The sequence below is a fragment of the Pseudomonas sp. 67(2021) genome, assembly GCF_017491835.1.
Classification (GTDB): domain Bacteria; phylum Pseudomonadota; class Gammaproteobacteria; order Pseudomonadales; family Pseudomonadaceae; genus Aquipseudomonas; species Aquipseudomonas atacamensis.
In genome coordinates this window covers 60239-72735 of sequence record NZ_JAFGYL010000003.1, presented here as the reverse complement: position 1 = coordinate 72735, position 12497 = coordinate 60239, and the positions used below count along the sequence as shown (strand labels likewise).

Sequence of the window (12497 nt, the reverse complement as noted above, 5' to 3'; positions counted from 1 at the left end):
TCCCACGCGGAGCGTGGGAACGATCAGTCAAGAAAGTGCGGGAACGATCTTCGCGCCAGGATGATCTAGTCTTGGCCAGTCCCAGGGAGAGATCGCCATGCACCGCTTCTTCGAGCAGCTCAGTTCCCGCATCATCGCGCCGTTCGTGGCCGGATCCTCGCGCAACAGCAAAGTCTGGCCGTGCCGTTGTGGCCAGTCGCTGTTCTTTCGCAACAGTCAGTGCCTGGCCTGTAGCGCCTTGCTCGGCTATCAGCCCGAACAAAGTCGCCTGACGTCGCTGCAGCCGGGGCCGGAAGAGGGTACCTGGACGCTCGACGCCGATCCCGACGCCGGTCTGTTCCGCCGCTGCGCCAACCTCGACATGCCCGCCGCGTGCAACTGGCTGCTGCCGGCCAACGATCACGACACCTTGTGCATCGCTTGCAGCCTCAACCGCACCATTCCCGACCTGTCCGTCGCGGAAAATCCTGAACGCTGGCGCAAGGTCGAAATCGCCAAGCGTCGACTGGTCGCGCAACTGATCACCCTCGGCTTGCCGGTCATCCCGAAAACCACCGATGAAGAAACCGGGCTGGCGTTCGACTTCATCGGTGTCGACCTGGAAGGCAACGCGCCGATGACCGGCCACGCCAATGGCCTGATCACCCTCGACATCAAAGAGGCCGACGACGCTCACCGTGAGCAGGTCAGGGCGGCGATGCACGAACCTTACCGCACGCTGCTCGGGCATTTTCGCCATGAGGTCGGCCACTACTACTGGGATCGCCTCATCGCCAACGGCCCTTGGCTGGACGCGTTCCGTAACCTGTTCGGCGACGAGCGCGCCAGTTACGCCGAGGCGCTGGACCGGCATTACCAGCAAGGCGCACCGCTGGACTGGCCGCAGCACTACGTCAGTGCCTACGCGACCATGCACCCATGGGAAGACTGGGCGGAAACCTGGGCGCATTACCTGCACATGATGGATGCGGTCGACACGGCGCTGGGCTTCGGCATGAGCGCGCGGGAAATGGACTTCGATTATCAGCCGTTTCCGACTAGCACCCTGTACGACCCGGAGCACACCGGCGGCACGGCATTCCTGTCGTTCGTCAATGCGTGGATCGAACTGGCGGGCATGCTCAACGAACTGTCGCGCAGCATGGGCCAGCCGGATTTCTATCCGTTCGTACTGCCGGCGGCGGCGATCGCCAAGCTGCACTTCATTCATCTGGTGATCCAGCAGGCCGGCGGCAGGGCGGATGAGGTGCTGGCCTTGTAGGTGTCGCAGGCTGCGATGTTTATGTCCTTGACGCCGTTCAGGTTTTTTATCTGCAACCAACGGTTGTAAGTTCATCTCAGACAGGTACAATGGCGCGGCTCGCCGACAGGCAAGCGTCGTTATGGTGACCCCATCGGTCCCCCCGCAACGATTACCCGTGAACCTGGTCAGATCCGGAAGGAAGCAGCCACAGCGGGAACATTGTGTGCCGGGGTGTGGCTGGTGGGGGCACCACCTTAACGAACCTACCGAGAATTCAAAGAGAACTGCATGGGTTTCGCCCACTGCGGTTTTTTTATGCCTGCGATTTGGCTAGTGGCGTTGACCCGCCATCGGAAACGTGCGGATCAGCCGCGCAACGTCCCGGTGCCCGTGCGGCCGTCGACGGCGAACAGTGGCATACTCCCCCGCCTGGCATTGAGAGGTAAGGCAAGTGGGTGAAATTGACGATCTGACTCGTGAAAAACTGCGCGAATGGCAGATGCGGCGTCTGGAAGTCAAAACGCAGATGCAGGATCAGCCCGAGCGCACGCTGGAGTTGTCGCGAGTGCTCGACCTGATGGATGAGGAGCACGCTGCGATTCTGGCGGCTTCGACCGTGTTCAACGCGGCTGAAGAAACTGCGCAGCCGCTCGCGGTGCAGGACCAGCCCGCCCTCGCTGAATCGGTGGCCGGCCATTACGACCTGCAACTGCACGCCAGCGCGCAAAACCCTGAACACCTGCGCAAACTGCTGGAAATGGCCCTCTACGAAGTGCAGGCGCAGATTGAAGCAGGGCCGCTGGCTGGCGGCGCAGATCGACGCGGCATGTCCGGCACGCTCGGCGGTTACTCCTTCGAGCTGCGGATCAGCCGCGAGTCCGGCAGTGAGAGAAACTTGCCGCAGTCCCATGAAATGCACGACGAGAATGACCAGGACTGATCTGGTGTTGTATTAAAGCCCAGGCGGCGAGGTTGTATGCACCCGGAACATTTTGATTTGGCCACCCCGGTATTTCTGCCCATCACCCATGATGCGTGTACGGCGCTGTTGCAGCCCGAGGGTGACGCGACACTGGCCAGCCTGAGCGACCCGGAACTGGCGGCAGTGCTGGTCATTCAGAACCTCGCCCAGGCCACCGAACAGGATTTGAGCGCCAGCGCAGCGGAGAAGATCCTCGCCAGACTCATTGACTGGTCTGTCACCTCTCGGCGCTCCGGATCAGCGGGACTGCTTGCAGAGGCGCGGCGTCTGTTCGATTCGCGCAAATTGTATTTCGGCCTCAATGCGCTCAAAGGCCTGAACCTGCGCTTTCTCATGGCCGATGAAGTCGCCGCGCAGGCATTTCTGTTGCCCGGCGGGCAGTGGGATGTGGACTACAAGATCCGCCATCAGCAACATAACAACCCGTTTCGCCAGCAAATGGTCACGCCACGCGAGCGTGAACACTGGTTAAGCGCGGCGCAGGACAAACTGCTGCGAACCTTCCGAGCCAACCTCGACGAAGACCTGCACGTGCAGGGTTATGCGGGCATCGGCAAGAGCTACATGCTCAGCGCGCTGATCGAATGCCTGCGCTCGAAACGCACCCTGGTACTGGCGCGCACCCCGGCGAAACTGGCGACGCTGCGCAAGCACATCGTGCAGGTCCACGACACTGAAATTGGCCAGACCTTTTTCGATTTCGCCCAGGCTCAGCTGCTTGGTCCCCGGTTGCCTATGGCCAGGACGCCGGCGCGTCTCCCGAGCAAGCAGGCGCTGGCGCAGGAACTGAATATCTTCGGCTTTCGCCACCACGACGGGCCGGGCACCCTCGAAGTTTGTCTGCGCGTGCTCAAGTTGTACTGCGCCTCAAGAGATCACACGCTGTCCGCCAGGCACCTGCCGCATTTTCAGCAGCCCTTGACCGGCGCTGACTCGCAGGCGCTGCTGGAATATTCCAGTCGCCTGTGGGTGTATCTGGAAGCCAATCCGGCCTGGGCCAGCCAGAGCGGTTTTCCCACGTTGCTCATGATCAAACGCGCCAGTCTCGCCGGTTGCCGCGTCCCGCCGCGCTACACCCATGTGATCATCGACGAAAGCCAGGATGTGCCGGCGTCGTTGCTGCAAATCATCGAGCGCGGGCAGCAGGTGCTGATCACCCTCGGCGATGAGTATCAGCAGGCCACGGGCGAGGCGCCCAAACGCAAGCGTGAAGTTCGTCAGAGCGATATCTGCTATTCGGTGCGCTCGGGGCGCAATGTCGAGCGCCTGGTCAATCCGCTGATCTCGCGCCATACGCACAAGAGCAAAGTGCCGTTCGAAGGCGCTCGTCACGCCGACGTCGATATCGAGTACTACCCGCAAGCTTTCGTGCCGCCCGAAGGTTGCGTGGTGCTGACCGCTTCACCGTGGGACACGATGATGTGGGCCATCCATCTGCACGACTCCAGTTGCGCCTTCAGTTTCCCCGACCGGGAAGCGCAGGACGACATCAAGCATTTCATGACCACCGCCATCGAGCTGTTCCGCCGCGATTTCTACAACGCTGGGTCCAGCGAGAAAGGACCGCACCCGTATTTCAGCGACATGGCTGATTGGCAGCAGGTGCGCGCCGCCAACCAGTTCGATGAAGCTTTCTTGTGGATCGAGGCGCAGTTGCAAAACGGCTTCATGATTGCCGACCTGACGCGACTGAGCCAAAAGATCATCGAGCCGGGCAAGGCCTGTCTGTTGATGATGGCCGAGCGGGCTGGCGGCATGGAGTTCCGGCGCGTGCTGTTGACTCGGACGTTGCTCAGTAACGAGAAATTCAAGGATGCCTACGAGTTCGATCAGCGCATCTGCGCGGTGTACATCGCCGTGTCCCGTGCCCGGCAGCAGCTCTATCTGCCTTACGACGTGGTCGAGTGGATCGATTATCACCACAGCCGTGAGCCGAAATTCCGCGAATCGCACGGTTATTGACCCGGCCCACATGGGGTTAGGGTGTGGTTGAAGAGGCGCCGGTGTACAACCGGATTATGTCGTCGATCTCGCCGGACATTTTCATCCGCAGCAGCGTGCGCAGGATCCGCTGCACCGGCACGTTCGGATCGTTCCTCACGTAGCAGCCGATATTCTGTTCCTGCAGCACCGCGACCCCTTGCAGCTGCTGCTCCGGCAGCAGGCGCTGATTGATCCAGTCCAGCGTCCACTGATTGCTCACCGCATAGCGGTATCGCCCGGCGAGGAGCTTTTCCAGTACCTGTTCCTGATTGCGCGCGTCTTCGCGTTGCAACTGGTCGGCGTCGAACAGCGGTTGCAGGGTAGGGTAGCTGTAGCCGAGAACGGTGCCGATGGCCTGGCGCGGCAGCTGGGCGGGATCGATCTGCGCCAGTTGTTCCTTGCGGCTGATCAGCAGGTCGCGCTGAAACCACAACGGCACGCTCCAGATGTAATCGCCGGACTGATTCGGCAGCCACGACAGTGCGGCATAGCAGCGCACGTCGATGTCGCCGTGCTCCATGGCGCTCTGTACCCGCGCGCGCGGCAGGACGACGAATTGCGCTGGCGCGCCGACCTGGGTCGCCAGGCTCAGCAGGACGTCATGCAGAATGCCCTGGGTCGGTCTGCCGCCTTGCAGTTGCACCATCGGCATCGCCCAACTGTCCGGCACGGCGAAGCGCAACGGCGCTTGCGCTGCCATCGCGTTGAGGCTGATACCCAGCAATGCCACCACGGCCCACCGCATAGACGCTCCGGTAATTCCCCATCCCGAGCTGATAAAAGCCTCTGCTGATGCAGCTTAGCCATATTAGACGAGGACACCGGATGCAATTTTGCCCTTGCTCCGCTAGCATTAGCCGCTTCTGCTTCCTTCGCTGCGACGGTTTTCGATGAGTTATCAGGTTCTTGCACGTAAATGGCGTCCACGCTCGTTCCGCGAAATGGTCGGCCAGACCCATGTGCTCAAGGCTCTGATCAATGCCTTGGACAGCCAACGGCTGCACCACGCCTACCTGTTCACCGGGACGCGCGGGGTCGGCAAGACCACCATCGCGCGGATCATTGCCAAGTGCCTGAACTGCGAGACAGGTATCACCTCCAGTCCCTGCGGCGAGTGCTCGGTGTGCCGCGAGATCGATGAGGGGCGTTTTGTCGACCTGATCGAGATCGACGCCGCCAGCCGCACCAAGGTCGAAGACACCCGCGAACTGCTCGATAACGTGCAGTACGCGCCAAGTCGTGGGCGCTTCAAGGTCTACCTGATCGACGAAGTGCACATGCTTTCCAGCCATTCCTTCAATGCGCTGTTGAAAACCCTCGAAGAGCCGCCGCCCTACGTCAAGTTCATCCTGGCGACCACCGATCCGCAGAAACTTCCAGCAACGATTCTTTCGCGTTGCCTGCAGTTCTCACTGAAGAACATGACGCCGGAGCGTGTGGTCGAGCATTTGACCCACGTGCTGACTGCAGAAAACGTACCGTTCGAAGACGATGCACTGTGGCTGCTCGGCCGCGCTGCTGATGGCTCGATGCGTGACGCCATGAGCCTGACCGATCAGGCCATCGCGTTCGGTGAAGGCAAAGTGCTCGCTACCGACGTGCGCGCGATGCTCGGCACGCTGGATCACGGTCAGGTCTATGACGTGCTGCATGCGCTGATCGAAGGCGATGCCAAGGCGCTGCTCGAAGCCGTGCGTCACTTGGCCGAGCAAGGCCCGGACTGGAACGGCGTGCTCTCGGAAATTCTTAACGTGCTGCACCGCGTGGCCATCGCTCAGGCGTTGCCGGAAGGCGTCGACAATGGCCACGGCGACCGTGATCGCGTATTGGCCCTGGCCCAGGCGTTGCCGGCCGAAGACGTGCAGTTCTATTACCAGATGGGCCTGATTGGGCGCCGCGATTTGCCGCTGGCGCCGGACCCGCGCGGCGGTTTCGAAATGGTCTTGCTGCGAATGCTCGCGTTCCGCCCGGCGGATACGGCGGACGCGCCGAGGCAACCGCTAAAGCCAGTGGGGATCAGCCAGGCCACAGTTGATTCCGCAAACTCAGTGGCTGCCGCGCCGAAGCCTGCGCCGGTGGTCGCTGCGGCTGTTGCGCCCACACCTGCGCCCGCACCGGTAGCGGCGCCGGTTGCCGAGCCAGAACCTGTGGCGCCGGTTGTCGAAGCACAACCGGAGCCTGAGCCAGTCGCCGTCGAAGCCGTGGTCGACCTGCCGTGGAACGACCCGGTGGAAGCCGAGGCCGAGCCTGCGCCCGTTCAGCAACCCGCTGTCGAACCAGTGCTGGAAACTGCCGGCGAGCAGCCCGAGCTGCCGCCGATGCCGCTGCCGACCCCGGACAGCGTGGTCCCGGATGCGCCGGAGTGGGCCGCTGCGCCAATTCCCGAGCCGTCCGTCGCCGACGTCGATGCCGCTACGCCGGGCATGGACATGGACGACGAACCGCCGCTGGATGAAGACTACATCGAGCCGGACATGGATTCGGCCTACAGCTACCTCGACGAACTGGCCAGCGAACACGCCGCCGATCCCGAGCCTGAGCCCGAGCCGGAACCTGCCGCCGCACCGGCCACCGGCCTGGCCCTGCAATGGCTGGAGCTGTTCCCGAAACTGCCGATTTCCGGCATGACCGGCAGCATCGCCGCCAACTGCACGTTGATTGCGGTCGACGGCGACCACTGGCTGATGCACCTTGATCCGGCCCACAGCGCGCTCTTCAACGCCACGCAACAGCGTCGTCTCAACGACGCGTTGAACCAGTTCCACGGGCGCACGCTGACCCTGACCATCGAGCTGATCAAGCCTGAGCAGGAAACCCCGGCCCAGGCCGCCTCCCGCCGCCGCGCCAATCGCCAGCGTGAGGCCGAGGAATCGATCCATGGTGATCCGTTCATCCAGCAGATGGTTCAGCAGTTCGGCGCGGTGGTGCGAAGCGATACTATTGAACCTGTCGACGCCTTGGTCACCCAAGGCTAATAACTGAAGGTGCTCGGCCAAGATGGCCGGGCGCTGTTTTATCCAAGTACGTTTGAGGTGATTCCCATGATGAAAGGTGGCATGGCCGGCCTGATGAAGCAGGCGCAGCAGATGCAGGAAAAAATGGCCAAGATGCAGGAAGAACTGGCCAACGCCGAAGTCACCGGCAAGGCCGGCGGCGACATGGTCACCGTGGTGATGACCGGTCGTCACGACGTCAAAAGCGTGAGCATCGACCCAAGCCTGGTCGAAGGCCTGAGCGAAGACGACAAAGAGATGCTGGAAGCCGTGGTCGCCGCCGCCGTCAACGACGCCGTGCGCAAGATCGAAGCCAACAGCCAGGAAAAAATGGGCAGCATGACCGCCGGCATGAACCTGCCAGCGGGTATGAAACTGCCATTCTGATTCGCCTTTGGGCGGCAGATGAGCTACACAAAATGCCAGGCATCGCGCCTGGCATTTTTGTTTCTGCGCGGCGCGGATCGTTCCTGCGCTCTGCGTGGGAACGATCAGTGGGAGCGCGCCTCGGTCAAAACTGCAGAAACATCGAACACACCACCGCTACCAAGGTCTGCTCCCTATACACCGAATTCCCCATTCACAGGAGACGCTGACATGTCCGACCCTCTCACTCTCAATCAACGCTTCGTCCTCGCCTCGCGCCCGAGCGGCGCGCCGACCCCGGAGAACTTTCGTCTCGAGCGCGAGGCGCTGCCGGATCTGCAGGACGGTCAGGTATTGCTGAAAACCCTGTACCTGTCGCTTGACCCGTACATGCGCGGGCGTATGAGCGACGCTCCGTCCTACGCTGCGCCAGTGCAAATCGGCGAAGTCATGACTGGCGGCGCGGTCAGCCGGGTCGAGCAGTCCAATCACCCGAAATTCCACACCGGTGATCTGGTGGTTGGCGCCACCGGTTGGCAGAGCCACAGCATCAGCGACGGTCGCAACATCATGCCGATCCCAGCCGGCCTGCCGAGCCCGTCGATGGCCCTTGGCGTCCTGGGCATGCCGGGCATGACCGCGTACATGGGCCTGATGGACATCGGCCAGCCGAAAGAAGGCGAAACCCTGGTGGTGGCTGCGGCGTCCGGCGCCGTCGGCTCGGTGGTCGGGCAAGTGGCGAAGATCAAAGGTCTGCGCGCGGTCGGTGTGGCCGGTGGGGCCGAGAAGTGCAAATACGTCGTTGAGGAGCTGGGTTTTGATGCCTGCATCGACCACAAGGCCGACGACTTCGCCGAGCAATTGGCCAAGGCCTGTCCCAACGGCATCGACATTTATTATGAGAACGTCGGCGGCCATGTCTTCGACGCAGTCTTGCCGTTGCTCAATCCCAAGGCGCGCATTCCGTTGTGCGGCCTGATCGCCGGCTACAACGCCGCCGAAGCGCCGACCGGCCCGGATCGCCTGCCGATGCTGCAACGCACTTTGCTCACCAAGCGTGTGCGTATTCAGGGTTTCATCGTCTTCGACGATTACGGTGATCGTCAGCCGGAATTCATCAGCCACATGGTGCCGTGGGTACGCGACGGCAAGGTGAAATTCCGCGAGGACGTGGTCGAAGGCCTGGAGCAGGCGCCCGAGGCGTTCATCGGTCTGCTGGAAGGGCGCAACTTCGGCAAACTGGTGGTTCGGGTCGCCCAGGACTGAGGATTTGACGCTGGCCAGAGGCGCGGGTATAAACCGCGTCTCGTTGTTTAGTCGGACTGTTTACCCATGAGCTTCAGCCCCTTGATTCGCCAACTGATCGACGCTCTGCGCACCTTGCCAGGCGTGGGTCAGAAAACCGCTCAGCGCATGGCGTTGCAGTTGCTCGAACGTGATCGCAGCGGCGGTACGCGTCTGGCCCAGGCCTTGAGCCAGGCCATGGAAGGCGTCGGCCATTGCCGCCAATGCCGCACGTTGACCGAAGACGATCTGTGCCCGCAATGCGCCGACCCGCGCCGCGATGACACGCTGCTGTGCGTAGTCGAAGGGCCGATGGACGTTTATGCGGTGGAGCAGACCGGCTTCCGTGGCCGTTATTTCGTGCTCAAGGGGCACTTGTCGCCGCTGGATGGCCTGGGGCCGGAAGCGATCGGGATTCCGCAATTGATGGCGCGGATTGAAGAGGCGGGGACCTTTGCCGAAGTCATCCTCGCCACCAACCCGACCGTGGAAGGCGAGGCGACGGCGCACTACATCGCGCAGTTGCTCAACAACAAAGGCCTGGTCGCCTCGCGGATTGCCCACGGCGTGCCGCTGGGCGGTGAGCTGGAGCTGGTCGACGGCGGCACGCTGGCGCATTCGTTTGCCGGGCGTAAACCGATTTCCCTCTGAATTTGCGGCGTCTGAACTGACGCCTTCGCGAGCAAGCTCGCTCCCACATTGGTTGTGTGTCGTTCACAAATCCCCTGTGGGAGCGAGCCTGCTCGCGAATGGCGCGCCGCGGTCCATCTGATTCACACAATTTCATTGATAACCAAGCAAGCGCTCGGTTAACGTCGGCGAACCCTTCCGTGGAGCTCGCCCATGCCTGCCTTTCAGGAATACTTCGACCCCAGCCATCAATTGGTCCGCGACAGCGTCAGACGTTTCGTCGAACGCGAGATCCTGCCGGACATTAATCAGTGGGAAGAAGCCGAAAGCTTTCCCCGTGAGCTGTACCTCAAGGCCGGTGCGGCGGGCATTCTCGGTATCGGCTATCCCGAGGCGCTCGGCGGCAGCCATGAAGGCGATCTGTTCGCCAAGGTCGCCGCCAGTGAAGAGCTGATGCGCTGTGGGTCTGGTGGCCTGGTGGCGGGGTTGGGTTCGCTGGATATCGGCCTGCCGCCGATCGTCAAATGGGCGCGGCCTGAAGTTCGCGAGCGGGTGGTACCGCTGGTGCTCAGCGGCGAAAAAATCAGCGCGCTGGCAGTCACCGAGCCCGGCGGCGGCTCCGACGTCGCCAACTTGCAAACCCGCGCCGTGCGTGACGGTGACTGCTACCGGGTCAGTGGCAGCAAAACTTTCATCACCAGCGGTGTGCGCGCGGATTTCTACACCGTCGCGGTGCGTACCGGTGCGCCGGGGTTCGGCGGTATCAGTCTGTTGCTGATCGAGAAGGGCACGCCGGGTTTCAGTGTCGGTCGGCAATTGAAGAAAATGGGCTGGTGGGCGTCGGACACCGCTGAATTGTTCTTCGACGATTGCCGCGTGCCTGTAGGAAACATCATTGGCGGAGAGAACATGGGCTTCGCCTGCATCATGGGCAATTTCCAGAGCGAACGGCTGGCGCTGGCGCTGATGGCCAACATGACTGCGCAATTGGCGCTGGAGGAGAGCCTGAAGTGGGCGCGCGAGCGTGAGGCGTTCGGCAAACCCATCGGCAAATTTCAAGTGATCAAACATCGCCTCGCCGAAATGGCCACGGCGCTGGAAGTGTCGCGCGAGTTCACTTACCGGCAAGCGGCGAAAATGGCGGCGGGGCACAGCGTAATCAAGGAAATTTCCATGGCGAAGAACTTCGCCACCGACACCTCGGACCGGATCACCACCGAAGCGGTGCAGATTCTTGGCGGGCTCGGTTACATGCGTGAAAGCCTGGTGGAGCGGCTGTATCGGGATAACCGCATTCTGTCGATTGGCGGCGGAACGCGGGAAGTGATGAATGAAATCATCAGCAAGCAGATGGGGCTCTAAAAGCAAAAGATCGTCCGATGCATGATCGTTCCCACGCTCTGCGTGGGAATGCAGCCCGGGACGCTCCGCGTCCCTATCGCAAGCTGGAACGCAGAGCGTCCCTTGAGGCACTCCCACGCGGAGCGTGGGAACGATCAATCTTTAGATCTTGATTATTTATCGGTCAAAGCAAACTGCGTCAGGCAAAACGTCGGAATACCCATATCCTGCAAGCGCTGCGAGCCTTGCAGCTCTGGCAGATCAATGATGGCCGCCGCTTCATGCACCCGCGCGCCCATGCGGCGAATCAGGTTGGCCGCTGCGATCAGCGTGCCGCCGGTAGCGATCAGGTCATCGAACATCACCACCGAATCGCCTTCGCACAGGCTGTCGGCGTGCACTTCCAGGAACGCTTCGCCGTATTCGGTCGCATAACCTTCGGCGAGCACGTCCGCCGGCAATTTACCTTGCTTGCGGAATAGCACCAGTGGCTTGTTCAACTGATAGGCCAGTACCGAACCGATCAGAAAACCACGGGCATCCATGGCGCCGATGTGGGTGAAGTCGGCTTCGACATAGCGGTGGGCGAAGCTGTCCATCACCAGGCGCAGGGCCGTCGGCGACTGGAACAGCGGGGTGATGTCGCGAAAGATCACGCCCGGTTTCGGAAAGTCGATCACGGGGCGGATCAGGGATTTGATGTCGAAGGAGTCGAAGACCATCGGGGTGTCCTGGCAGGGCTGCAAACGGCGCAGTATACCCGCGGCTGAAACGATTCGCTCAACCGCGGGTCGTGATCAGCCTTCGATCGACCCGCCAGCCAGCGCGCACAACTGGATCGGGTCGAGGATGTGGATCTCCTTGCCCTCGGCGGCAATCAGCTCGTTCTGCTGGAAACGGGTGAACACCCGCGACACGGTTTCCACCGCCAGGCCCAGGTAATTGCCGATTTCATTGCGCGACATGCTCAGCCGGAACTGGTTGGCCGAGAAGCCGCGAGCACGGAAACGTGCCGACAGGTTGACCAGAAAAGTAGCGATGCGCTCGTCGGCGGTCTTCTTCGACAGCAGCAGCATCATTTGCTGATCGTCGCGAATCTCGCGGCTCATCACCCGCATCAACTGGCGGCGCAGTTGTGGTAATTGCAGCGCGAGTTCGTCGAGGCGTTCGAAGGGAATTTCGCAGACCGAAGTGGTTTCCAGCGCCTGGGCCGAGACCGGGTGTTTTTCGGTGTCCATGCCCGACAGGCCAACCAGTTCGCTCGGCAGGTGGAAGCCGGTCAGCTGTTCTTCGCCGGCATCGCTCAGGCTGAAGGTCTTCAGGGCGCCGGAGCGGACTGCATAAACGGAATCAAAGGTGTCGCCCTGGCGGAACAGGAATTCGCCCTTCTTCAGCGGGCGGCCGCGTTTAACGATTTCGTCGAGCGCATCCATGTCTTCCAGATTCAGAGAAAGTGGCAGGCAGAGCGGGGCCAGGCTGCAATCCTTGCAGTGGGCCTGGTTGTGAGCGCGCAGTTTGACTGGCTCGGACATTTCTTCAATCCTTGTGGGAAAACACACATAAGCCGTAAGGGTAACCCACGGAAGGACATTCAGGCCAGCACGCGGCGGCGTTGTCCTACAGACATAAAGCCGCAGCAGCTGCGGCCGATAACCCACTATCAGTACTCATCCAA

General features: G+C 61.7%; 11 protein-coding genes and 1 other RNA gene. 9 read left to right on the top strand and 3 right to left on the bottom strand.

Annotation, left to right across the window (positions count from 1 at the left end; all coding sequences use genetic code 11):
• The first annotated feature begins 97 nt into the window (after positions 1-97).
• The 4 genes from J5M66_RS05940 to J5M66_RS05925 all read left to right on the top strand — a co-directional run bounded on the left by J5M66_RS05940 (position 98) and on the right by J5M66_RS05925 (position 4187).
• Positions 98-1261, top strand: a complete 1164-nt coding sequence (locus J5M66_RS05940) for a putative zinc-binding metallopeptidase (protein WP_207807382.1) — start codon at positions 98-100, stop codon at positions 1259-1261.
• Between the two features lie 131 nt (positions 1262-1392).
• An RNA gene (gene ffs / locus J5M66_RS05935) (signal recognition particle sRNA small type) lies at positions 1393-1489 on the top strand.
• A 205-nt stretch (positions 1490-1694) separates the two neighbouring features.
• Positions 1695-2183: a hypothetical protein gene (locus J5M66_RS05930; RefSeq protein ID WP_207807381.1), complete on the top strand. Its 489-nt coding sequence runs from the start codon at positions 1695-1697 to the stop codon at positions 2181-2183.
• A 36-nt stretch (positions 2184-2219) separates the two neighbouring features.
• Positions 2220-4187: a hypothetical protein gene (locus tag J5M66_RS05925; RefSeq protein ID WP_207807380.1), complete on the top strand. Its 1968-nt coding sequence runs from the start codon at positions 2220-2222 to the stop codon at positions 4185-4187.
• A 16-nt stretch (positions 4188-4203) separates the two neighbouring features.
• Here the strand turns inward: J5M66_RS05925 and J5M66_RS05920 are convergent, their stop codons facing one another.
• A complete protein-coding gene (locus J5M66_RS05920; RefSeq protein WP_207807379.1) occupies positions 4204-4953 on the bottom strand; it encodes a transporter substrate-binding domain-containing protein in 750 nt (249 codons plus the stop codon).
• A 145-nt stretch (positions 4954-5098) separates the two neighbouring features.
• On the opposite strand from J5M66_RS05920, the gene dnaX reads away from it, so the two are divergent.
• The 5 genes from dnaX to J5M66_RS05895 all read left to right on the top strand — a co-directional run bounded on the left by dnaX (position 5099) and on the right by J5M66_RS05895 (position 10843).
• The gene (gene dnaX / locus J5M66_RS05915; protein WP_122700466.1) at positions 5099-7183 is read left to right on the top strand and encodes a DNA polymerase III subunit gamma/tau; all 2085 of its coding nucleotides are present in this window, start codon (positions 5099-5101) and stop codon (positions 7181-7183) included.
• Between the two features lie 66 nt (positions 7184-7249).
• Positions 7250-7588, top strand: a complete 339-nt coding sequence (locus J5M66_RS05910) for a YbaB/EbfC family nucleoid-associated protein (protein ID WP_003223337.1) — start codon at positions 7250-7252, stop codon at positions 7586-7588.
• A gap of 210 nt (positions 7589-7798) precedes the next feature.
• A complete protein-coding gene (locus J5M66_RS05905) occupies positions 7799-8833 on the top strand; it encodes an NADP-dependent oxidoreductase (protein WP_056784217.1) in 1035 nt (344 codons plus the stop codon).
• A 66-nt stretch (positions 8834-8899) separates the two neighbouring features.
• Complete coding sequence (gene recR, locus J5M66_RS05900) at positions 8900-9502, top strand: recombination mediator RecR (protein ID WP_125918517.1); 603 nt, start codon at positions 8900-8902, stop codon at positions 9500-9502.
• A 192-nt stretch (positions 9503-9694) separates the two neighbouring features.
• Positions 9695-10843 carry an acyl-CoA dehydrogenase family protein gene (locus J5M66_RS05895; protein WP_207807378.1) on the top strand — a complete coding sequence of 383 codons (1149 nt, stop codon included), beginning with the start codon at positions 9695-9697 and terminating at the stop codon, positions 10841-10843.
• Positions 10844-10995: 152 nt separating this feature from the next.
• Here J5M66_RS05895 and J5M66_RS05890 read toward each other — a convergent pair whose 3' ends face one another.
• The gene (locus J5M66_RS05890; protein WP_024012326.1) at positions 10996-11544 is read right to left on the bottom strand and encodes an adenine phosphoribosyltransferase; all 549 of its coding nucleotides are present in this window, start codon (positions 11542-11544) and stop codon (positions 10996-10998) included.
• 75 nt (positions 11545-11619) lie between these two features.
• Positions 11620-12354, bottom strand: a complete 735-nt coding sequence (gene fnr / locus J5M66_RS05885; RefSeq protein WP_016773865.1) for a fumarate/nitrate reduction transcriptional regulator Fnr — start codon at positions 12352-12354, stop codon at positions 11620-11622.
• Positions 12355-12497: the final 143 nt, after the last annotated feature.

Excerpts from the sequence above, each read along its gene's own strand:
- J5M66_RS05940 (WP_207807382.1), top strand. The coding sequence starts at position 98 with ATGCACCGCTTCTTCGAGCAGCTCAGTTCCCGCATCATCGCGCCGTTC.
- J5M66_RS05925 (WP_207807380.1), top strand. The coding sequence starts at position 2,220 with ATGCACCCGGAACATTTTGATTTGGCCACCCCGGTATTTCTGCCCATC.
- J5M66_RS05920 (WP_207807379.1), bottom strand. The coding sequence starts at position 4,953 with ATGCGGTGGGCCGTGGTGGCATTGCTGGGTATCAGCCTCAACGCGATG.
- dnaX (WP_122700466.1), top strand. The coding sequence starts at position 5,099 with ATGAGTTATCAGGTTCTTGCACGTAAATGGCGTCCACGCTCGTTCCGC.
- J5M66_RS05910 (WP_003223337.1), top strand. The coding sequence starts at position 7,250 with ATGATGAAAGGTGGCATGGCCGGCCTGATGAAGCAGGCGCAGCAGATG.
- J5M66_RS05905 (WP_056784217.1), top strand. The coding sequence starts at position 7,799 with ATGTCCGACCCTCTCACTCTCAATCAACGCTTCGTCCTCGCCTCGCGC.
- recR (WP_125918517.1), top strand. The coding sequence starts at position 8,900 with ATGAGCTTCAGCCCCTTGATTCGCCAACTGATCGACGCTCTGCGCACC.
- J5M66_RS05895 (WP_207807378.1), top strand. The coding sequence starts at position 9,695 with ATGCCTGCCTTTCAGGAATACTTCGACCCCAGCCATCAATTGGTCCGC.
- J5M66_RS05890 (WP_024012326.1), bottom strand. The coding sequence starts at position 11,544 with ATGGTCTTCGACTCCTTCGACATCAAATCCCTGATCCGCCCCGTGATC.
- fnr (WP_016773865.1), bottom strand. The coding sequence starts at position 12,354 with ATGTCCGAGCCAGTCAAACTGCGCGCTCACAACCAGGCCCACTGCAAG.